The organism is Achromobacter mucicolens (assembly GCF_029866465.1).
GTDB classification, from domain to species: Bacteria; Pseudomonadota; Gammaproteobacteria; order Burkholderiales; family Burkholderiaceae_B; genus Achromobacter; species Achromobacter mucicolens.
On the sequence record NZ_CP123364.1, the window covers coordinates 4870433 to 4890763 of the forward strand.

At 68.0% G+C, this 20331-nt stretch carries 19 protein-coding genes; 12 read left to right on the plus strand and 7 right to left on the minus strand.

Going from position 1 to position 20331, the window contains the following annotated elements; genetic code table 11:
* Positions 1–17: 17 nt before the first annotated feature.
* The 9 genes from QEP15_RS22180 to QEP15_RS22220 all read left to right on the plus strand — a co-directional run bounded on the left by QEP15_RS22180 (position 18) and on the right by QEP15_RS22220 (position 10558).
* Positions 18–1085: an HlyD family secretion protein gene (locus QEP15_RS22180; RefSeq protein WP_152382628.1), complete on the plus strand. Its 1068-nt coding sequence runs from the start codon at positions 18–20 to the stop codon at positions 1083–1085.
* Positions 1085–3820, plus strand: a complete 2736-nt coding sequence (gene rbbA / locus QEP15_RS22185; protein WP_175156102.1) for a ribosome-associated ATPase/putative transporter RbbA — start codon at positions 1085–1087, stop codon at positions 3818–3820. The genes QEP15_RS22180 and rbbA overlap by 1 nt, the downstream gene beginning before the upstream one ends.
* Position 3821: 1 nt before the next feature.
* On the plus strand, positions 3822–4946 hold the full coding sequence (locus tag QEP15_RS22190) for an ABC transporter permease (RefSeq protein WP_175156103.1): 1125 nt from the start codon (positions 3822–3824) through the stop codon (positions 4944–4946).
* A gap of 46 nt (positions 4947–4992) precedes the next feature.
* Entirely contained in the window at positions 4993–5457 is a 465-nt protein-coding gene (locus QEP15_RS22195; RefSeq protein ID WP_280148074.1) for a hypothetical protein, read from the plus strand.
* Complete coding sequence (gene phbB / locus QEP15_RS22200) at positions 5447–6193, plus strand: acetoacetyl-CoA reductase (RefSeq protein WP_175156105.1); 747 nt, start codon at positions 5447–5449, stop codon at positions 6191–6193. The genes QEP15_RS22195 and phbB overlap by 11 nt, the downstream gene beginning before the upstream one ends.
* A gap of 342 nt (positions 6194–6535) precedes the next feature.
* Positions 6536–7972, plus strand: coding sequence for a cytochrome ubiquinol oxidase subunit I (locus QEP15_RS22205; protein WP_280148075.1), 1437 nt, complete (start codon positions 6536–6538; stop codon positions 7970–7972).
* A gap of 4 nt (positions 7973–7976) precedes the next feature.
* Complete coding sequence (gene cydB, locus QEP15_RS22210) at positions 7977–8984, plus strand: cytochrome d ubiquinol oxidase subunit II (protein ID WP_280148076.1); 1008 nt, start codon at positions 7977–7979, stop codon at positions 8982–8984.
* Positions 8984–9121, plus strand: a complete 138-nt coding sequence (locus QEP15_RS22215; RefSeq protein WP_217618184.1) for a DUF2474 family protein — start codon at positions 8984–8986, stop codon at positions 9119–9121. The genes cydB and QEP15_RS22215 overlap by 1 nt, the downstream gene beginning before the upstream one ends.
* A 27-nt stretch (positions 9122–9148) precedes the next feature.
* The gene (locus QEP15_RS22220) at positions 9149–10558 is read left to right on the plus strand and encodes an aminotransferase-like domain-containing protein (protein ID WP_280148077.1); all 1410 of its coding nucleotides are present in this window, start codon (positions 9149–9151) and stop codon (positions 10556–10558) included.
* Positions 10559–10572: 14 nt separating this feature from the next.
* Here QEP15_RS22220 and QEP15_RS22225 read toward each other — a convergent pair whose 3' ends face one another.
* The 7 genes from QEP15_RS22225 to QEP15_RS22255 all read right to left on the minus strand — a co-directional run bounded on the left by QEP15_RS22225 (position 10573) and on the right by QEP15_RS22255 (position 17116).
* Positions 10573–11154 (minus strand): WG repeat-containing protein, encoded by a 582-nt coding sequence (locus tag QEP15_RS22225; protein WP_175156110.1) that lies wholly within the window; start codon positions 11152–11154, stop codon positions 10573–10575.
* Between the two features lie 85 nt (positions 11155–11239).
* Complete coding sequence (locus QEP15_RS22230; protein WP_280148078.1) at positions 11240–12217, minus strand: Bug family tripartite tricarboxylate transporter substrate binding protein; 978 nt, start codon at positions 12215–12217, stop codon at positions 11240–11242.
* A gap of 74 nt (positions 12218–12291) precedes the next feature.
* Positions 12292–13533 (minus strand): tricarballylate utilization 4Fe-4S protein TcuB, encoded by a 1242-nt coding sequence (gene tcuB, locus QEP15_RS22235; RefSeq protein ID WP_063956789.1) that lies wholly within the window; start codon positions 13531–13533, stop codon positions 12292–12294.
* Positions 13520–14935: an FAD-dependent tricarballylate dehydrogenase TcuA gene (tcuA, locus tag QEP15_RS22240; RefSeq protein ID WP_062839952.1), complete on the minus strand. Its 1416-nt coding sequence runs from the start codon at positions 14933–14935 to the stop codon at positions 13520–13522. The genes tcuB and tcuA overlap by 14 nt, the downstream gene beginning before the upstream one ends.
* Before the next feature lie 77 nt (positions 14936–15012).
* Positions 15013–15939 (minus strand): LysR family transcriptional regulator, encoded by a 927-nt coding sequence (locus tag QEP15_RS22245; RefSeq protein WP_175156113.1) that lies wholly within the window; start codon positions 15937–15939, stop codon positions 15013–15015.
* A 3-nt stretch (positions 15940–15942) separates the two neighbouring features.
* Entirely contained in the window at positions 15943–16641 is a 699-nt protein-coding gene (locus QEP15_RS22250; protein WP_056325154.1) for a glutathione S-transferase N-terminal domain-containing protein, read from the minus strand.
* A 43-nt stretch (positions 16642–16684) separates the two neighbouring features.
* Complete coding sequence (locus QEP15_RS22255; RefSeq protein WP_175156114.1) at positions 16685–17116, minus strand: hypothetical protein; 432 nt, start codon at positions 17114–17116, stop codon at positions 16685–16687.
* 181 nt (positions 17117–17297) lie between these two features.
* Here QEP15_RS22255 and QEP15_RS22260 point away from each other — a divergent pair, with 181 nt between their 5' ends.
* From QEP15_RS22260 to QEP15_RS22270, 3 genes are all read left to right on the plus strand, one after another.
* Complete coding sequence (locus QEP15_RS22260; RefSeq protein WP_280148079.1) at positions 17298–18737, plus strand: hypothetical protein; 1440 nt, start codon at positions 17298–17300, stop codon at positions 18735–18737.
* A gap of 56 nt (positions 18738–18793) precedes the next feature.
* Complete coding sequence (locus QEP15_RS22265) at positions 18794–18958, plus strand: hypothetical protein (protein WP_142053099.1); 165 nt, start codon at positions 18794–18796, stop codon at positions 18956–18958.
* Positions 18959–19103: 145 nt separating this feature from the next.
* Positions 19104–20324 carry a CaiB/BaiF CoA transferase family protein gene (locus QEP15_RS22270; RefSeq protein ID WP_056325146.1) on the plus strand — a complete coding sequence of 407 codons (1221 nt, stop codon included), beginning with the start codon at positions 19104–19106 and terminating at the stop codon, positions 20322–20324.
* Positions 20325–20331 lie beyond the last annotated feature (7 nt).

Here is a 20331-nt window from a genome sequence, read left to right on the forward strand (position 1 = left end):
ATCAAGGACACGCCGACATGCCTCTACCCAAACGAAAACTGGTCTTGCTGATTGCCCTTGTGGTTGCCGCAGCCGCTGGCTACTACGGCTGGCGCATGTTGGCGGACACCGGGCCGGGGCCTGGCTTTGTCAGCGGCAACGGCCGGATCGAAGCCACCGAGATCGACGTGGCCACGAAGCTGGCGGGCCGCGTGCAGGAAGTGCTGGTCACGGAGGGCGACTTCGTCGCGGCGGGCCAGCCGCTGGCGCGCATGCAGATCGACACGCTGCAGGCGCAGCGCGAGGAAGCGCGGGCGCAGCATCAGCAGGCGGTCAATGGCGCGGCCAGCGCGGCGGCGCAGGTGGCGCAGCGCGAGAGCGACAAGCGGGCCGCCGAAGCCGTCGTGGTGCAGCGGGAAAGCGAGCTGGACGCGGCGCGCCGGCGCCTGGCCCGCTCGGAAACGCTGTCCAAGGAAGGCGCCTCGTCGATCCAGGAACTGGACGATGACCGCGCCCGGGTGCGCAGCATGCAGGCGGCGGTGAACGCGGCCCGTGCTCAAGTCACGGCGGCCGCCGCGGCCATCGACGCCGCGCGCGCCGCCCAGGTCGGCGCCCAATCGGCGATTGCGGCCGCGCAGGCCACGGTTGCGCGCATCGATGCCGACATCGCCGACAGCGAGTTACGGGCCCCGCGCGCCGGCCGCGTGCAGTACCGCGTGGCGCAGCCGGGCGAAGTGCTGGGCGCGGGCGGCAAGGTGCTGAACATGGTCGACCTGGCCGACGTCTACATGACGTTCTTCCTGCCCGAGCAGGCCGCGGGCCGCGTCGCGCTGGGCCAGGACGTGCGCATCATCCTGGATGCCGCGCCGGAATACGTCATCCCCGCCACGGTGTCGTTCGTGGCCAGCACCGCGCAATTCACGCCCAAGACCGTCGAGACCGCCAGCGAACGCCAGAAGCTGATGTTCCGCGTCAAGGCGCAGATCAGCCCCGACCTGCTGCGCCGCCACCTGACGCAGGTCAAGACAGGGCTGCCCGGCGTGGCCTGGCTGAAACTGGACCCGGATGCCCAATGGCCCGGCTATCTTGACGTCAAGGTGCCCTGATGTCCCCGGCCGTCCCGCCCGTCGCCTCGCTGTCCGATGTCGGCCTGCGCTATGGCAAGACCCAGGCGCTGGACGGCATCACGCTGGATATTCCCGCCGGACGCATGGTGGGACTGATCGGCCCGGACGGCGTGGGCAAGTCCAGCCTGCTCGCGCTGGTGGCGGGCGCGCGGGCCGTGCAGCAGGGCAAGGTTATGGTGCTGGGCGGCGACATGGCCAGCCGAAGGCACCGCGAGACCGTCTGCCCGCGCATCGCCTACATGCCGCAGGGCTTGGGCAAAAATCTCTACCCCACCTTGTCCGTGGAAGAAAACCTGCAGTTCTTTGGCCGCCTGTTCGGCCATGACGCGGCCGAGCGCCGCCGCCGCATCGACAGCCTGACCCGCAGCACCGGCCTGTCGGCCTTCCTGTCCCGGCCCGCGGGCAAGCTGTCCGGGGGCATGAAGCAGAAGCTGGGGCTGTGCTGCGCGCTGATCCACGATCCGGACCTGCTCATCCTGGACGAGCCCACGACCGGCGTGGACCCGCTGGCGCGCGCGCAGTTCTGGGATCTGATCAACGAGATTCGCGCGCAGCGGCGCGGCATGAGCGTGATCGTGGCGACCGCCTACATGGACGAGGCGCAGCGTTTCGATTGGCTGATCGCCATGGACGACGGCCGCGTGCTGGCCACCGGCACGCCCGCCGAATTGCAGGACCGCACCGGCGCGCAGACGCTGGAAGCGGCCTTCATTGCACTGCTGCCCGAGCAAAAGCGGCGCGGCCACAAACCCGTCGAGATCGTGCCGCTGGCCCTGGACGAGGACGCCGGCATCGCCATCGAGGCGCGCGACCTGACCATGCGCTTTGGCGACTTCGTGGCCGTGGACCACGTCAACTTCCGCATCCGGCGCGGCGAGATCTTCGGGTTCCTGGGCTCGAACGGCTGCGGCAAGTCGACCACCATGAAGATGCTGACGGGCCTCTTGCCCGCCAGCGAAGGCCAGGCCTTTTTATTCGGAGAGGAGGTCGATCCGCGCAACATCGACACGCGCCGGCGCGTGGGCTACATGTCGCAGGCCTTTTCGCTGTACGGCGAACTGACCGTGCGGCAGAACCTGGTGCTGCACGCGCGGCTGTTCCACGTGCCGGAGGCCGACATCCCCGCGCGCGTCCAGGAGATGGTTACGCGCTTCGGGCTGGACGGCGTGCTGGACGCGCTGCCGCAGAACCTGCCCATGGGCGTGCGCCAGCGGCTTTCGCTTGCCGTGGCCATGGTGCACAAGCCCGAGCTGCTCATCCTGGACGAGCCAACGTCGGGGGTGGATCCGGTCGCGCGCGACGGATTCTGGAACCTGCTGATCGAACTGGCCCGCAAGGATCACGTCACGATCTTCATCTCCACGCACTTCATGAACGAGGCCCAGCGATGCGACCGCATTTCGCTGATGCACGCGGGCAAGGTGCTGGTCAGCGCCGCGCCCGACGAAATCATTCGCTTGCGCGGCGCAAGCTCGCTGGAAGCCGCCTTCATTGCCTACCTGATCGACGCAGGCGCCGGCACTGCGGCCGACACGGGCACGGCGCCGCCAATCGAGGACGCCGCCCCGCCCGCCCAGCCGGCCCGGCGCGGGTTCAGCCTGCATCGCGCGTTCAGCTACATGTGGCGCGAATCGCTGGAACTGCAGCGCGACCCCGTGCGCGCCACGCTGGCGCTGCTGGGCTCGCTCTTGCTGATGTTCGTGATGGGCTACGGCATCAGCCTGGACGTCGAGGACCTGCGCTATGCGGTCATGGACCGCGACCAGACGGGCCTGAGCCAGAACTACAGCCTGAATCTGTCGGGATCCCGCTACTTCATCGAACATCCGCCCATTGCCGATTACGCGGACCTGGACGCGCGCATGCGCAGCGGCGAGCTGTCGCTGGCCATCGAGATTCCGCAGGGCTTCGCGCGCGACATTGAGCGCGGCAAGCCCGTGCAGATCGGCGTCTGGATCGACGGGGCCATGCCGCAACGGGCCGAGACCATTCGCGGCTATGTGCTGGGCATGCACCAGGGCTGGCTGGCGCAGCAGGCGCGCGAGCGGCTGGGCGCCAGCGCGCAGCTTCCTGTCAGCGTGGAGACGCGGTTTCGCTACAACCCCGATGTGCGCAGCCTGCCCGCCATGGTGCCTGCCGTCATTCCGCTGCTGCTGCTGATGATGCCGGCCATGCTGACGGCGCTGGCCGTCGTGCGCGAAAAGGAATTGGGCTCGATCACCAATCTTTACGTCACGCCGGTGACGCGGCTGGAATTCCTGCTGGGCAAGCAGGCGCCGTATGTCGCGCTGGCGATGCTGAACTTCCTGTTGATGGCCCTGCTTGCCGTGACGCTTTTCGGCGTGCCCATCAAGGGCAGCTTCGGCACGCTATTGCTCGCCGCGCTGATCTACAACGTGGTGGCCACCGCCATTGGCCTGTTGGCCTCCACGTTCACGCGCAGCCAGATAGCCGCGCTGTTCTTCACGATGATCGGCACCCTGGTTCCGGCCGTGCAGTTTGCCGGGCTGCTCAACCCCGTGTCGTCGCTGGAAGGCGCGGGCCGGCTGATCGGACAGGTCTATCCCGCCACCCATATGCTCATCATCAGCCGCGGCGTGTTCAGCAAGGCGCTGGGGCTGCATGACCTTTACGCCTCGTTCTGGCCGCTGCTGATCTCCATTCCCATCATCCTGGGTGCGTCGGCGCTGCTGTTGAAAAAGCAGGAGACCTGACATGCGGCACCTGGCGAACATCTACCGCCTTGGCGTGAAAGAGCTCTGGAGCCTGGCGCGCGACCCGATGATGCTGGTGCTGATCGTCGTGTCGTTCACGTTGATGATCTACACGGCGGCCACCGCCGTGCCCGAAACGCTGCACAACGCGCCCATCGCCGTCGTGGACGAAGACCAGTCGCCGCTGTCCGCGCGTATCGTCTCGGCCTTCTATCCGCCGCACTTCACGCCGCCGCAGCTTGTGACCCCGGCGCAGGCGGACGCCAACATGGACGCGGGCCGCCAAACGTTTACCGTCAACATCCCGCCCAATTTCCAGCGCGACGTGTTGGCGGGGCGGCCGGCGCAGATCCAGCTGAATGTCGACGCCACCCGGATGAGCCAGGCGTTCACGGGCAGCAGCTACATCCAGCAGATCATCACCGACGAGATCAACGAATTCGTCAGGCGCTATCGCGCGCCCACCGAGCTGCCGGTTGAACTGGCGGTGCGCATGCGATTCAACCCGAACCTCACCCAGTCGTGGTTCGGCGCGCTGATGGAGATCATCAATAACGTCACGATGCTGTCCATCATCCTGACCGGCGCCGCGCTGATCCGCGAGCGCGAACACGGGACCATCGAGCACCTGCTGGTCATGCCCGTCACGCCCACCGAAATCATGGTCGCGAAGGTCTGGTCGATGGGGCTGGTCGTACTGGCGTCCGCTGGGCTATCGTTGACGTTCGTGGTGCGGGGCCTGCTGCACGTGCCGATCGAAGGATCGGTCGCGCTGTTTCTGGCCGGCGTGGCGCTGCACCTGTTCGCCACGACCTCGATGGGCATTTTCATGGCTACGCTTGCACGCAGCATGCCGCAATTCGGCATGCTGCTCGTACTAGTGCTGTTGCCCCTGCAGATGCTGTCCGGGGGCACCACGCCGCGCGAAAGCATGCCGGCGTTCGTGCAGAACATCATGCTGGCCGCCCCCACGACGCATTTCGTGGAACTCGGCCAAGCCATCCTCTATCGCGGCGCGGGCATCAGCGTCGTATGGCAACCCTTCATGGCGCTGGCGCTGATCGGCGCCGTCCTGTTTGCGTTATCCCTGGCGCGTTTTCGCAAGACCCTCAGCCAGATGGCATGAGGCCCGTGTGTATTCGTTTCCCCTTACCACTTTCATAAAAGGACGGATGATGAAGAAAGCAAATGCCTCCCTGCCCGACGGCCTGACCGGCGCCAATATCGCCTTCTGCCAGCGCCTGGCCCAGCTTGCGCAGGAAAGCCAGCAGCGCTGGCTCGAAATGGGCCAGCGGCTGGCCAGCGACAGCTCCGGCCAGTATCTCGCCGCCTTTTCCCCCATGCCCCCCACCGCCAACTGGCAGGACGCCATGCCCGCCATGGGCGAACTCGCGCGCAAGCGCTGGCAGGCCCAGCTGGAAGCCAGCCAGGCCCTCACCCACGCGGCGCTGCAGGAACAGGCCACCTTGGCCGCCGGCGTGGGCGAAGCGATGTGCGAATGGTTCAAGCAGGCCAACGGCGCGGCTGCCGACAATTCACCGCTCGCGCAGATGTGGTCCGTGATGACCAAGCAGATGGCGGCCGCCTGCGCCGCCATGCAGGACGCCAACCAGCAAGGAGGCCGCCATGACCTCTAAGCGCACGGCGCTCATCACGGGCGGGACCGGATGCCTGGGCCGCGCCATCGCCGTAGCGCTGCACGATGCGGGCCACGACGTCATCGTCACCTACCATTCCAGCGAGGCCGCCACGCGCGACTGGATCAAGGAGGAAGCGGCGAAAGGCCGAACCTTTTCCTCGTACAAGGTGGACGTGGCGGACTTCGACGCCTGCCAGGCGCTGGCCCGCCGGCTCGAAGAGGACGGCCGCCAGATCGACATCCTGGTGAACAACGCGGGCATCACGCGCGACGCGAGCCTGCGCAAGATGAGCGCGCAGGATTGGGCGGACGTCATGCACAGCAACCTGGATTCCATGTTCAACATGACCCAGCCGCTGTGCGGTCCGATGGCGGATCGGGGCTGGGGCCGCATCGTCAACATCTCGTCGGTGAACGGCAGCAAGGGCGCATTCGGGCAGACCAACTACGCTGCGTCGAAGGCGGGCATTCATGGGTTCACGAAGTCGCTGGCGCTGGAAATGGCCCGCAAGGGCGTCACGGTGAACACGGTGTCGCCCGGCTATCTGGCCACGCGGATGGTGCAGGCCGTGCCGCCGGAAGTCATGCAGGAAAAGATCCTGCCGCAGATCCCGGTGGGGCGGCTGGGCGAACCCGATGAAATCGCCGCGCTTGTCGCGTTCATCTGCAGCGATGCGGCCGGTTTCATGACGGGCAGCAACGTGGCCATGAATGGCGGCCAGCATATGTATTGATGCGCGTTGATGCGCCGCGATGCCGAACGATCCCTGACCGCGATCTCCCCGCCCGTGGCATCGCGCACGGCGCGGTGAGCCGGACGCGCCCCCCGGGAACGCTGTGCTATTTTTTTTGTAACGGCGGTCGCCTGCCTCCCATCCAGGCACAGCACGTTTGCCCATGAAAACGTGTGCTTCCCGCGTCGCGGCGCGCAAACTGATCCGCTTTTTTCCGCGCTCTCTGAATCTGTACTGTTCGCTGCGCAAGGCCTAACTTGGCGGGGTAGTTCAAACACCCGTCAGCGCCCGCCGCCTCGTGGCGATCCGTCCGTGCTGCCGATGAAAGTCAGGAATACCGTCATGGACAGCGACGCGCTATTGCTCGCACGAATACAGTTCGGCTTCACCATCTCGTTTCACATCGTCTTTCCCGCCATCACCATCGGACTGGCCAGCTACCTGGCCGTGCTAGAGGGATTCTGGCTGCGGACCGGCAAGACGGTCTACCGGGACCTTTATCACTTCTGGACCAAGATCTTCGCCGTCAATTTCGGCATGGGGGTCGTGTCGGGCCTGGTCATGGCCTATCAGTTCGGGACCAACTGGAGTTTTTTCTCCAACTTCGCGGGCAGCGTCACCGGGCCGCTGCTGGCCTACGAAGTGCTGACCGCCTTCTTCCTGGAAGCCGGCTTTCTGGGCGTGATGCTGTTCGGCTGGTCGCGCGTAGGGCCGGGGCTGCACTTTTTCTCGACCATCATGGTGGCGCTGGGCACGCTGGTGTCCGCGACCTGGATTCTTGCCTCCAACAGCTGGATGCAAACGCCCGCCGGATACGAGATCCTGGATGGGCGCGTGGTGCCGACCGACTGGCTGGCCGTCATCTTTAACCCGTCATTTCCCTACCGCCTGGCGCACATGGGCATTGCGGCGTTCCTGGCCACCGCGCTAATGGTCGGGGCGTCCGGCGCCTGGCATCTGCTGCGCGGGGACCGCAGCCCGGCCGTGAAGAAGATGTTTGCGATGGCAATGGGCATGCTGCTGCTGGTGGCGCCGCTGCAGGCCGTGGTGGGCGACTTTCATGGCTTGAACACGCTCAAGCACCAACCCGCCAAGATCGCCGCCATCGAAGGTCATTGGGAGAACGAGCCCGGCGCGGGCGTGCCGCTGACGCTCTTCGGCATCCCCGACATGGCGCGCGAGGAAACGCGCCATGCGCTGAACATCCCGCGGCTGGGCAGCCTGATCCTCACGCACAGTTGGGACGGCCAGTTTCCGGGCCTGAAGTCCTATCCGCCCGAAGACCGCCCCAATTCCACGGTGGTGTTCTGGTCGTTCCGCATCATGGTGGGCCTGGGCTTGCTGATGATCGGCCTGGCGGTGTGGGCGCTATGGGCGCGCTGGCGCCGCCGCCTGTACGAAGCGCGCTGGCTGCATCGCTTCGCCTTGTGGATGGGGCCTTCGGGGATCGTCGCCATGCTGGCCGGCTGGTATGTCACAGAGATCGGCCGCCAGCCCTGGATCGTGTATGGCGTCATGCGCACCGCCGACGCCGCCACGCCGCATGGACTGGGCGAGCTGACGCTGACGCTGGCGCTGTTTGTGGTCGTCTACCTGTTCGTGTTTGGCGCGGGCGTCTCGTACATGCTGCGCCTCATCCGCCTGGGCCCCACTCCCGCGCCTGGCCACGCGCCGTTGTCCGGCGGACCCGGCGAGCCGCGCCAGCCTTCGCGGCCGCTGTCGGCGGCCTCCACCCTCGCGGGCGCCTCGCCCGCGCAACCCAAGCATTCCGGAGCCTGACGCCATGGGTGTGGATCTTGCATTGATATGGGCCGTCGTCATTCTGTTCGGCGTGATGATGTACGTCATCATGGATGGCTTTGACCTGGGCATCGGCATCCTCTTTCCGCTGGTGACCGACCCCGAGGAACGCGACGCGATGGTCAACACCGTCGCCCCCGTCTGGGACGGCAACGAGACCTGGCTGGTGCTGGGCGGCGCGGGCCTGATGGCGGCGTTTCCGCTGGCCTACTCGGTGATCCTCAGCGCGCTGCACCTGCCGCTGGTGTTCATGCTGCTGGGCCTGATTTTCCGCGGCGTGGCTTTCGAGTTCCGCTTCAAGGCCGACGCGCATCACCGCCCGCTGTGGGACAGGGCCTTCGTCCTGGGCTCCGTGTGCGCCACGTTCTTCCAGGGCGTCACCCTGGGCGCGTATATCGAAGGCATTCCGGTGGTGGGGCGCGCGTACAGCGGCGGCCCGTGGGATTGGGTCAGCCCGTTCTCTGTCTTCACCGGCGCCGGCCTGGTGGCGGCGTACGCGCTCCTGGGCTGCACCTGGCTCATCATGAAGACCGAAGGCCGGCTGCATCGCCACATGTGCCGCCTGGCGCGCCCGCTGACGCTGGCGCTGCTGGCGGTCATCGCCGTGCTGAGCGCGTGGACGCCGTTGGCGCAACCGATCATCGCGCAGCGCTGGTTCAGCCTGCCCAATATGTACTGGTTCTTTCCGGTGCCGTTGCTGGTGGCCGCCGCGAGCTTCGAACTGATGCGCCGCGTCAAAGGCGCCCCAGCGGCCGGCCCGTTCGTTCTGTCGTTGGCGCTGGTGTTTCTGGGCTACACCGGCCTGGGCATCAGCATCTGGCCGGCCATCATTCCGCCGGGCGTGTCCATCTGGGCGGCGTCGGCGCCGCCGCAGAGCCAGGGTTTCGCGTTGGTCGGCGCCCTGGCGATCATTCCGATTATTCTGATGTACACCGCCTGGTCGTATTACGTCTTTCGCGGCAAGGTGCGCACTGGCGAGGCCTTTCACTGATGAACGCATCCCCCGCTTCCTCGTGGCGCTCGCGCCTGCTGTGGCTGGCGATGATCTGGGCGTGCAGCGTCGCGGCGCTGGGCGCGGCGGCCGGCGCGCTGCGGCTTGTCATGCGCGCGATCGGCATGTCCGCCTGAACCCGCCTCACGCATCCGGATGCCGACATGAAGCGCTATGAACGCCTGACCGAAGAAATCACCGCCTCGATCCTGTCCGGCCTGCTGCAGGTGGGCGACCGCCTGCCTTCAGTGCGGCAGACCAGCGCCAGCCGCGGCGTCAGTCCGTCCACCGTGTTCAAGGCCTACTACCTGCTGGAAGCGCGCGGCCTCATCCGCGCGCGCGACCGGTCGGGCTATTACGTGCAGCGCGCGCCGCGCGCCGCATTGCCCGAACTGGACAGCGTGTCCAGCGCCACTGCGGGCCGCCATCCGGTGGACGTCAGCGACAACGTGCTTCGCGTGCTGAATGCCACGCTGCGCCGCGACATGCTGCCGTTTGGCTCGGCGTTTCCCAGTCCGTCCTTGCTGCCGTACAGCCGGCTGGCACGCTTCATGGCGGCGACGGTGCAGAAGCTGGATCCGTGGGGGTCCATCGATGACCTGAGCCCCGGCGACGCGGCGCTGCGGCGCGCCATTGCGCTGCGCTACCTGGCCGACGGGCTGACCGTGCCCGTGGACGAGATCATCGTCACGAACGGCGCGCTGGACGCGCTGAACCTGAGCCTGGCGGCGGTGACCCGCCCCGGCGATGCCGTGATCGTGGAGTCCCCCACCTTCTATGCCGCGCTGCAATCGCTGGAACGCAACGGCCTGCATGCCATCGAAGTCGCTACGCATCCGCGCGTGGGCATCGATCTGGACGCCCTGGAAGACGCGATCCTGCAGCACCGGCCGCGCGCCTGCTGGCTGATGACGACGTTCCAGAATCCGCTGGGCAGCCTGATGCCCGACGAGAAAAAGGAAGCGCTGGTCAAGCTGTTGACGCGCCATGACGTGGCGCTGATCGAAGACGATGTGTACGGCGAACTCTATTTCGGCGAGTCCCGCCCGCGGCCCGCGAAGGCCTTCGACACCGAAGGCATCGTGATGCACTGCGCGTCGTTTTCGAAGACCCTGGCGCCGGGGTACCGCGTCGGCTGGGTGGCGGGTGGACGTTACACGCGCCAGATCATGCGCAACAAGCTGACCACCAGCCTTGCCACCCCCGCCCCCACGCAGGCGGCCATTGCGGCCTATCTGGAAAAAGGCGGTTTCGATCGCCACCTGCGGCAGTTCCGGCAGGCGCTGGCGCTGCAGCAGGGCGAACTGCTGCAAGCGGTGGCGCGCTACTTCCCGAAGGGCACGCGCGCCACGCGGCCGGCCGGCGGCTACTTCGTCTGGGTGGAATTGCCCGCGCACATCGACACGCTGAGGGTGCACCGCGCCGCGCTGGACCAGGGCATCAGCATTGCGCCGGGGCCGCTGTTTTCCGCGACGGGCGGGTTCGGCAACTTCCTGCGCCTGAATCACGGCCATCCGTGGAACGACGGCATGGAGCAAGGGATGGCGACCTTGGGCAAACTGCTGGCCGGCTGACGGCGGGCGTTCTTTCAGCGTTGCGCCGCCTTGCGCTGCGCCTGCATCTGCGCCCGCAACGAGATCGCATCCGGCCGCATGGGCAGCGCCAGCCGGCCCTGGCGGTCGATGGCGCCCCATTCTCCGCCCGTCACGACGCTGTGTTCGCCGTCGCGCGTGCGCTCGATGCGGCAGCCCTTGCAGACCGCGGCCAGGCCGCCTTCGAAGCGGTCGACCCAATCGTAGGGCGTGGCCAGCACGCGGTTGAGCTGCTTGTCGTAGTAGGCCATGCCGCCGGCCCAAGGCCCGCGCGTGAGGCCTTCCTCGAAGTCGTCGGCGCTGTTGTCGAACGTGACCACGGCCACGGCGTGTCCGTCGGGCCGCACCCAGTGCCACGAGCCGTTGGCCGTGGCGGGCGACAGGCCATCGTCGCCGAAATCCATGCGCGCCAGCACGGCGGGCCGGAACTCGACGCTGTCCTTCGTGGCGCGGGCACAGTGCTCGACGTGTTCCAGCGAGCCTTGCGCCTGCCTGTCCGCAAAGAAGCACGCGAGGTCGTATTCAACGGCGTGGCCCGGGGTGAGAGCCAGCGAGGTCAGCAGGGCGGCGATCAGCATGCGGGGCATCCTAGCATGGCGCCCGCGTGCCGATCGGCATGCTCGTCGTCCGGAAAAAGGCGGCCCGCGGGGACCGCCCTGCCGGTCAGTTGGCCGTGGCGCCCGAATCCTTGACCGCCTTGGCCCAGGCCGCCATCTCGGTCTGGATGAATTTGCCGAATTCCGCCGTGTTCACGCCGGAGGCGCGCGCGCCCTCTTCCAGCAGACGCTGCTTGACCTCGGGCGCCGCCAGCGCGCCGGTCAGCGCCTGGTTCAGCCGCGCCACCACCGCGTCCGGCGTGCCGGCCGGCGCGACGATGCCGTGCCAGGACACCGCCTGGAAGCCGGGCAGGCCGGACTCGGCCATCGTCGGCACGTCGGGCATCGCGGACGAGCGCTCGGGCGAGGTCACGGCCAGGGCACGCAGCGATCCTGCCTTTACGTGCGGCAGCACGCCCGGAATGGTGGTGAACATGAAATCGATCTGGCCGCCGATGAGATCGGTGATGGCTGGGCTGCCGCCCTTGTAGGGCACGTGCGTGAACTGGAGCTTGGCTTCGCTCTTGAACATCTCGCCCGCCAGATGTCCCGGCGTGCCGGCGCCTGCCGAGCCCATGTTGGTCTTGTCGCCTTGCGACCGGATGAAGGCGATGAGTTCCTGCACGTTGCCGGCCTTGACGTTGGGGCCGACGACCAGCACGTTGGGCACGGTGGCCAGCAGCGTGACGGGCGTGAAGTCCTTGACCGCGTCGTAGGAAATGCGCGAATAGAGCGACGGGTTGATGCCGTGCGTGCTGGCGGTGGCCAGCAGCAGCGTGTAGCCATCCGGCGCGGACGAGGCCACCTGCTTGGCGGCGATGGTGCCGTTGGCGCCGCCCTTGTTGTCGATCACGATGGTCTGGCCCAGCGTCTTGGCGGCTTCGGCAGCGACGGTGCGCGCCAGAATGTCGGACGTGCCGCCGGCCGAATGGGGCACGACCAGCGTGATCGGCTTGGCGGGATAGGTTTGCGCCATCGCCGCAGGCAGGGCGGACGTCAGACAGGCGGCCAGCGCGCAGCGCGCCAGCAAACGAGTGCGGAACATTGATGTCTCCAGGGTTGTAGCCGGCTGCGGCGCCTCGTGCGGGCGCCGTCAGGCCGGCGATAAGGCCGGTCCGGTCAGTCCGAACCGAGCTGCAGCTTGTTGGGCTGGCGTTTCTCGATGGACCACTTCAAGAGCGCGGCCGAGCGGTAGATGCCATGCGCGAACTTGCCGTAGGGCAAGGTCAGAAACAGCGCCATCACGACGCCCAGGTGGATCGCCAGCAGCAGCGCCATTGCGCTGCCGTCGCGGCCGGCCAAGAGCGCCAGGCCCGTCGCGCTGGTCAGGAACAGCAGCACGATGAAGCCACGGTCCATCGGCTTTTGCGCCGCGTCGCCCTGTAGCGGATGACGCTTGACGTTCAGCCACAGCAACCCGGCCGGTCCGATCAGAAGGCCTATGCCGCCCGCGGTGCCCAGCAGCACGGGCGCGCTCAGGATCGGGTACGGCGCCTGCTGGCCCAGCAGATAGTGGTACAGCGTGGCGACACAGGTGGCCGCAAAGCACAGCATGAAACCGTAGAACGTGAAATGGTGGAACCGCCGGCGCCACAGCGTGAAGGCATCGTCGGCGTTGTTGCAGCCCTTGCCGTGGCCGCCGTCCAGATAGCGCAGCCGCAGCGCGTCGTGCGCCGCCTCGGCCACCGCCGCGCCCGAGGCCGCCCCCGGGCTGACGTTGCGCCAGAAGCGGGTCACCCCCACCGCCAGCGCCAGCATCGAAAAGCCGAACACCACGCCGAACATCAGCGCCAGCGTGTTGTGCGGAAAGACGGCGTAGAAGTTGCCGGCCATCGGTTCATGGAAAAGACCGCCCGCCATCACCACCGCCAGCACCAGGAACAGCGCCAGGCCAGCGGCCGTGGCCAGCGACAGCGCCAGGCCATTGCGCTTGTACAGCGTGCCCAGCGCGGCGGGCCACGCGTAATCGGTGTACGTCTGCATCCGCACCTTGGCCATGGCCTGCGGCACGTTGACGGCGAATTCGTGCGGCGGCGCGTACTGGCACGCGTGCAGACAGGCGCCGCAGTTGTGGCACAGGTTGGCCAGGTAGTTCAGGTCCGCCTTGCCGAATTCCAGGCGGCGGGTCATGGCGGGAAACACCGCACAGAAGCCTTCGCAGTAGCGGCAGGCGTTGCAGATCTGCATGACGCGCGCCACTTCGGTTTCGTCGCCGGTCAGCGTTTCGGTCAGCGGCTTGGCGCCCCGGGCATGAAAGCGCACCGGCTGCTCGGCCGGGGCCGCGGGCTGGGCAGGCGTTGAACCCGTCTGACTGCTGGAAAAGGACTGCGCCTCGCGGGCCAGGGCTTCAAGCTGCTTCATGGTGTGCTCCCGCATGTTTCTGGCTGAGCGCCGCCGCCGCGGCGCGGGTGCCGGCAATGCGGCCAAATGCCGTGCCGATGGACATGCCCACCCCGGCGGTATAGCCCTTGCCCAGCACGTTGCCGGCCATCATTTCGCCGGCGACAAAGAGGTTGCCGCTGGGCGTGTCGTTGAACCGGACCGCGGCGGTGTCGTCCACCTTCAGGCCCAGGTACGTAAAGGTGATGCCGGGGCGCAGCGCATAGCCGTAGAACGGCGCGGTGTCGATCGGCCGCGCCCAGTGCGTCTTGGCGGGCGTCACGCCTTCGGTATGGCAGTCGTCCAGCGCCGTGTGGTCGAACTTGCCCACGCGGCAGGCGGCGTTGTAGTCGCCGATGGTCTTGGCGAAGGTGGCCGGATCCAGGCCCAGTTTTTCGGCCAGTTCGGGCAGCGTGTCGGCTTTCACGCCCGGAAACACGGGCGGCATGAAGCGGCCGATTGCCTTGGCGTCGATGATGGAATAGGCGATCTGGCCGGGCTGCATGGCGGTCAGGCGGCCCCAGATCGCGTAGCGCTTGGGCCAGAAGTCCTCGCCTTCGTCGTAGAAGCGCTCGGCGTCGCGGTTGACGACCACGCCCAGCGACACGCAATCGATGCGCGTGCAGATGCCGCCATCGTACAGCGGCGCGCGGGCGTCGATGGCCACGCAGTGCGATTGCGAAGGATCGCCGATGCCGTCGGCGCCGGCATCCAGCATGAACTTGAGCAGCACGCCCATGTTGAAGCGCGTGCCGCGGATCAGGAAGTTGTCGGCCGGCCACTCGCCGCGCTCGTTCTGGCCCCAGGCCTCGCGCAGCCATTCGCGGTTGGACTCGAAGCCGCCCGCGGCCAGCACACAGGCGCGGGCCTCGATGCGTTCGGCGCCGATGCGCGCGGCCACGAAGCGGCCGTTGTCCAGCTCCAGCGAATCGACCGGCGCGTTGTAGCGGACCTGTACGCCCAGCGCTTCGGCGCTGCGGTAATAGGCATTGACCAGCGCCTTGCCGCCGCCCATGAAGAACGCATTGGTGCGGGCCACGTGCAGCGCGCCCGACAGCGGCGGCTGGAAGTTCACGCCGTGGCGGCGCATCCAGTCGCGGCAGGTGGAGGATTCGCGGATGACCAGCCGCGCCAGGTGTTCGTTGGTCTGCCCGCCCGTCACCTTGAGCAGGTCCTGCCAGTATTCTTCTTCGGGATACGCGTCGATCAGCACGTCCTGCGGCGCATCGTGCATGCAGCGCAGGTTGCGCGTGTGCTGCGAGTTTCCGCCCCGCCATTCCTTTGGCGCCGCTTCCAGCAGCAGCACGCTGGCGCCGGCTTCGCGCGCCATCAGGGCCGCGCACAGCGCCGCATTGCCCCCACCAATCACCAAGACGTCAACCATGCCATCTTCCCCAGTTCAAGGGGCAGACTCTACGCAGGGGCGCGGCGCTGCGATATCAGGCGGGCGTCAACGGGTGTTCACGATTCGTGAAGAGTCACCACCGCCCATTTGCCCTCCCGCGCCAGGGTGCGGGAGACATCGGCCATGACCAGGCGGGCGGCCAGCGCCGCGGGCGACAGCTCCTCGTCCGACAGGCTGGCGAGCAGGTTGGAGCGAAACAGGTGGGCATCGTCGATGCGCGCCATCTGCAACTGGCCGGGCGCGATGCGCGCGGTGGCCGAGCTGGGCTGGATCGTGGCCGCGCCGCCCTGCCGCACCACGTCCATGAGCAGCGACAGGCCGTCGACCTCGGCCACCACCCGGGGCGTGCGCCCCAATTGCTGGAACGCGTTGTTGACCAACGCCCGCAGGCCGTGGCGGCCGCTGGGCAGCACCAGCGGCAGGTCGGCAATTGCCTCCAGCCGCGTCGTGTCGCCAAACGGCGCGCCGGGCATGTCGGGCCGGGCGAACAGGAACAGGGGTTCGTCCAGCAGCGGCATCACGCTCCAGCGGCGCGCGGATTCGGCGTGGAACACGATGGCCAGGTCCAGCAGGCGGCCGTTGAGCATGTCGGTCAGATGCCCGGACAACGCCTCGACCAGGTGCAGCCGGATATCGGGGTAGCGCTCGTTCATGGCCTGCAGGAACGGCGCCCCCAGCACGGCGGCCGTGGTGGACGGCAGGCCGACGCTGACGTGGCCCGCCAGACGCGCCTGCTGGGCCGCCTGGACGGCGTCGTCGGCGTGGCGCAGGGCCAGTTGCGCCTGCCGGAAGAACGCCAGCCCCGCGTCCGTGGGCACGACGCCGCTGGCGCTGCGCTGCAAGAGGCGCGTGGACAGCTCGCCTTCAAGGCGGCTGATCTGCTGGCTGAGCGCCGAGGTGACCATGCCGATCGACATGGCCGCCCGGCCGATGCTGCCTGCCTCGACCACCCGCACAAAGTAACGAAGCTGGCGCAGTTCCATGGGTCAGCCCGGGATGGTCAGTCCCTTGGCGACCGCCGGGCGCGCAACGAAGGCGTCCAGCACGCGCGCGACGTTCTTGAACGACGAAAAGCCGACGAGATCGCCGGCGTCGTAGAACCCCACCAGGTTGCGCACCCAGGGAAAAATCGCGATATCGGCGATGGTGTACTGGTCGCCCATCACCCAGTCGCGCCCTTGCAGGCGCTGGTCCAGCACCGTCAGCAGGCGCTTGGACTCGTCGACGTACCGGTCGCGCGGCCGCTTGTCCTCGTAGTCCTTGCCCGCGAACCGATGGAAAAAGCCCAGCTGGCCGAACATCGGCCCGATGCCGCCCATCTGGAACATCACCCATTGCAGCGTTTCAAAGCGTCCGGCCGCGTCGGCAGGAATGAACTGGCCGGCCTTGCTGGCCAGGTACACCAGGATCGCGCCGGACTCGAACAGGCCCAGCGGCTTGCCGTCCGGCCCGTTCGGGTCGAGGATGGCCGGAATCTTGTTGTTCGGGCTGAGCGACAGGAACTCGGGCGTGAACTGATCCTTGGTATCGAAGGCGACACGGTGGACCTCGTAGGGCAGACCCGTCTCTTCCAGCATGATCGACGCCTTCACGCCGTTGGGCGTCGGCAGCGAATAAAGCTGGATGCGGTCGGGGTGCTGGGCGGGCCACTTCTTGGTGATGGCAAAGTCGTCTAGGGAGGACATGCGGGGTTTCTCCGGGGCAGGCGGGGGTTGGGTGACGACAATCCTAGCGCAAAACCCGGTGCAATCCCCACCGCAGCGCGGTTGCCGCCACCGCAATGGGCAGCACCATGGGCCATTGCGCCAGGAACAGCTCGCGTGTCGCCTCGCCGGGTGCCCAGGTGTTGCCAAACACTTGCGGTGACGGCGGCGCCAGATACAGGGCAACGAGGGCCGCGGCAAAGGTCGCCAGCAGGCGCCAGGGCGTGGATCGCCGCAGCCGGGCCGGGCGCTCGGCCAGGATCAGCACGATGACGCCCGCCAGCCCCGCCAGGACGGCCTCGGCGTAGAAGTCGCGCACACCGTACAGATAAGGCGCGACGGGGACGACCCAGCCATAGGCGCCGGTCGTCAGCACGGAGGTCAGGCAAGCGCCGAACAGCGCGGCGGCGAAGGACAGGAGAAGCAGGTCGAGGGTTCGCGCTAGGAGTTTGGGCATGAGCGGATGGCGGCAAAGACGTGGCGGGAGAATGCCATACGTTCCTGCCCAGCGCCGGGTGGGGCGTGAAACAGGTTTGTGATGCACAATCCGCCTCGCGCCCGCAAGGCGGCGCCCTGCCCCGCAGGTCACCCCCATACCGCCGTGGCGCCCGCCGCGCCCGGCGCCACTGGCAGTCTCCATGAAGCACCCGCAGCAACGTTCCGGACAACCCGCCACTTTCCATCGCCGCCTCATCCCGGCCCGCGCAGATTGGCGCATGGGGGCCGCGGCGTCATGCCTGGCCGCCGCAGCGTGGCTGACCGGTCCGGCCGCGCACGCCGCGGGTCAGAACACCGCGCAAGCGGTATCCGGCACCCCGGCGGCGCCGGCGGCTGACACCCTGCGCACCACGCGCAGCCTGACGCTGACCCTGTGGGATGGCAAGCGGCGCGCCGCCCCCGCGCCCCACACGCCGTACCGCGCCTTCGTCACCGGCAAGGACGACGCCATCCTTGATACGCCTTCCGGCGACGGCATCCTGCACGGCGTCACCGATGGCGAAGGACGCACGGCGCCTATCCGCACGACGCTGCCGCACGCGGAGGACGACTTCACCCTGATCCGCCGCATCGGGGATGGCCCGTGGGGCCACTTCTTTCAGCTGCACAGCAGCGGCTCCCCGGAGCCCTTGCCCGGCTGGCCGTACATCATGACCATGCGCCAGCGCTGGGGCGAAGCCTGGGTGGACCTGGGCTACACCAACCGCCAGGGCGCGACGGCCTACTTCAGCCACGACGTGCCGGCCGGCGCGATCTCGCTGCACATCGACGCGCAGGTCACGCGCGACGAGCCGTGCTTTGCCGAGCTGGACGCCGTCAACCGCGCGTTCGCCCGGAACGACGCCGAGGGCGCCCACGCCCTGATCGACGGCATGCGCTGCACCCGCAGCGCCGACCAGAAGCTGGACCTGGCGCGGCTGCTGCTGGCCGCCGGCCAGCCCGGCCTGGCGCGCCATTGGCTGTTGCAGGCACGCCAGCGGCCATTTCCGGACATGTTCAAGCCCGTCGACCCGGGCGAGCGGCGCAAGCGGCTGGAAGTGGCGCGCCTGCTGGGCATGCCGGATCTGGTGTTGCAGGAGTCGAACGTCCTGCAGGACAGTGCGGCCGGCAAACGCGGCGCGCGTGCCGCCGGCGCGGTGGACCTGGCGAACAACACGGCCTATTACCTGGCGGATTTCCCGGACTACCTGCCGCAAGCCGAGGAGCAGGCCCGCCGCTCGCTCGACCGCGTCGGCCCGCGTCCGTACAACCAGGGCACGCTGGGGTGGATTTTGGCCCTGCGCGGACAGACCGCCGATGGCCTGCGCCTGATGCACACGGCGTACCGCGACCTGCCGCGCGACGAGGAGATGGTGGCCGACTACGGCCTTGCGCTGTGGCGTAGCGGGCAACGGGACCAGGCCACGCGGTTGTGGGACGAGGCGCAGCGCGAATGCGTGTGGGGCGTGCGCATGCACGCCGCCTTGCGGGAGGCGGGATACCCGCACCCGTACTTCCTGCCCGCGGATTCCGATGCGGTGAACGACTATCGCGCACACTGCGCGAAACCGCGGATCAAGGCGAAGACGGCAGGCCTATAATCCGCCCATACGCTGCAAGTAACGCGCCTGCTGAGGGGCAGCCGCAGGAGACCTTTATGAAATCCTTCCCGACGCGCCTGCTTTCTCTCGTTGCCGCCGCACTGCTCCTGGCCGGCTGCGGCGCCGGCCCCGGCGGACCGCCCCACCCCGGCGCGGTCAATCCCTACAGCACTGGCGGCTTCCGTGACGCGGGGCCCAACTATCCCGATACCGGCCGCTGACGCCGCCGCACCCGCCCGGCGTGCAGGCCCCCCTGCCGCCGCCGTGACGGCCCGAACCGCATAACAGCTTTGCGCCCGCGGGCCCCTCCCGCGGCGCCCGCCAACTCCTAGACTGCCTGCACATACCGCAGTCAAGGAGAAGGCTTTGCAGCCGCTGTTATCGAATCTCAAAGTGCTGGACCTGAGCCGCATCCTGGCCGGTCCGTGGGCCAGCCAGATCCTGGCCGACCTGGGCGCTGACGTCATCAAGGTCGAGCGGCCAGGCCAGGGCGACGACACGCGCACCTGGGGCCCGCCGTTCCTGAAGGATGAAGACGGCCAGGACACCCGGGACGGCGCCTATTTCATTGCCACCAACCGCGGCAAGCGCTCCATCACGCTGGACCTGCAGACGCCCGAAGGCCAGGCGCTGGTCAAGGACCTGTGCCGCGACGCGGACGTGGTGCTGGAGAACTACAAGGTCGGCACGCTGGCGCGCATGGGGCTGGACTACGAGTCGCTGTCCAAGATCAATCCGCGCCTGGTGTACTGCTCGGTGACCGGCTTCGGCCAGACCGGACCGCGCGCCGCCGAACCCGCCTACGACTTCCTGATCCAGGCGATGGGCGGCCTGATGAGCGTCACGGGCGAACGCGACGACCGCCCCGGCGGCGGCCCCCAGAAGGTGGGCGTGCCGATCGTGGACCTGACCACCGGCGTGTACGCCGCGCTGGGCATCGTGGCCGCGCTGTTGCGCCGCGCGCAGACCGGCAAGGGCGAGTACATCGACGTCGCCATGCTGGACGTGCAGGTGGGCCTGCTGGCCAACCAGGCCATGAACTTCCTGCTGGGCAACAAGGTGCCGCGCCGCACGGGCACCGCGCACCCGAACATCCAGCCGCAGCGCACGTTTGCCTGCGCCGACGGCGACATCGTCATCGTGGTGGGCAACGACGGGCAGTTCGCCACGTTGTGCGAGATGCTGGGCAAGCCCGAACTGGCGCAGGACCCGCGCTACATCACCAACAGCCAGCGCGTGCGCAATCAGGACACGCTGGATCCCGTGCTGGACGCCATCTTCGCCAGCCAGCCGCGCGCCCATTGGCTGGCCGCGCTGAAAAAGGCGGGCGTGCCGGCGGGGTCGATCAATACCGTGCCCGAGGTCTTCGAAGACCCGCAGGTCGTGCACCGCGGCATGCTGCGCCGCCTGCCGCATCCGGCCGCAGGCTCAGTGCCGCAGGTGATGAACCCGCTGCGCTTTGGAAGCTCGGCGCTGCGCGCCGACGCCGCGCCGCCGCTGCTGGGCCAGCACACCGCCGACGTGCTGGCCGAACTGGGCCTGTCCGCCGAGCAGATCCAGGACTATCGCGACCGCAAGATCATCTGAACAACAA

What these genes read in the sequence shown, in the direction of transcription:
- cydB (WP_280148076.1), top strand. Translation starts at nt 7,977, where the DNA reads ATGGGTGTGGATCTTGCATTGATATGGGCCGTCGTCATTCTGTTCGGC.
- QEP15_RS22180 (WP_152382628.1), top strand. Translation starts at nt 18, where the DNA reads ATGCCTCTACCCAAACGAAAACTGGTCTTGCTGATTGCCCTTGTGGTT.
- QEP15_RS22245 (WP_175156113.1), bottom strand. Translation starts at nt 15,939, where the DNA reads ATGGAACTGCGCCAGCTTCGTTACTTTGTGCGGGTGGTCGAGGCAGGC.
- phbB (WP_175156105.1), top strand. Translation starts at nt 5,447, where the DNA reads ATGACCTCTAAGCGCACGGCGCTCATCACGGGCGGGACCGGATGCCTG.
- rbbA (WP_175156102.1), top strand. Translation starts at nt 1,085, where the DNA reads ATGTCCCCGGCCGTCCCGCCCGTCGCCTCGCTGTCCGATGTCGGCCTG.
- QEP15_RS22195 (WP_280148074.1), top strand. Translation starts at nt 4,993, where the DNA reads ATGATGAAGAAAGCAAATGCCTCCCTGCCCGACGGCCTGACCGGCGCC.
- QEP15_RS22255 (WP_175156114.1), bottom strand. Translation starts at nt 17,116, where the DNA reads ATGCCCAAACTCCTAGCGCGAACCCTCGACCTGCTTCTCCTGTCCTTC.
- QEP15_RS22230 (WP_280148078.1), bottom strand. Translation starts at nt 12,217, where the DNA reads ATGTTCCGCACTCGTTTGCTGGCGCGCTGCGCGCTGGCCGCCTGTCTG.
- QEP15_RS22265 (WP_142053099.1), top strand. Translation starts at nt 18,794, where the DNA reads ATGAAATCCTTCCCGACGCGCCTGCTTTCTCTCGTTGCCGCCGCACTG.
- tcuA (WP_062839952.1), bottom strand. Translation starts at nt 14,935, where the DNA reads ATGGTTGACGTCTTGGTGATTGGTGGGGGCAATGCGGCGCTGTGCGCG.
- QEP15_RS22260 (WP_280148079.1), top strand. Translation starts at nt 17,298, where the DNA reads ATGAAGCACCCGCAGCAACGTTCCGGACAACCCGCCACTTTCCATCGC.
- QEP15_RS22205 (WP_280148075.1), top strand. Translation starts at nt 6,536, where the DNA reads ATGGACAGCGACGCGCTATTGCTCGCACGAATACAGTTCGGCTTCACC.
- QEP15_RS22250 (WP_056325154.1), bottom strand. Translation starts at nt 16,641, where the DNA reads ATGTCCTCCCTAGACGACTTTGCCATCACCAAGAAGTGGCCCGCCCAG.
- tcuB (WP_063956789.1), bottom strand. Translation starts at nt 13,533, where the DNA reads ATGAAGCAGCTTGAAGCCCTGGCCCGCGAGGCGCAGTCCTTTTCCAGC.
- QEP15_RS22190 (WP_175156103.1), top strand. Translation starts at nt 3,822, where the DNA reads ATGCGGCACCTGGCGAACATCTACCGCCTTGGCGTGAAAGAGCTCTGG.
- QEP15_RS22225 (WP_175156110.1), bottom strand. Translation starts at nt 11,154, where the DNA reads ATGCTGATCGCCGCCCTGCTGACCTCGCTGGCTCTCACCCCGGGCCAC.
- QEP15_RS22220 (WP_280148077.1), top strand. Translation starts at nt 9,149, where the DNA reads ATGAAGCGCTATGAACGCCTGACCGAAGAAATCACCGCCTCGATCCTG.
- QEP15_RS22215 (WP_217618184.1), top strand. Translation starts at nt 8,984, where the DNA reads ATGAACGCATCCCCCGCTTCCTCGTGGCGCTCGCGCCTGCTGTGGCTG.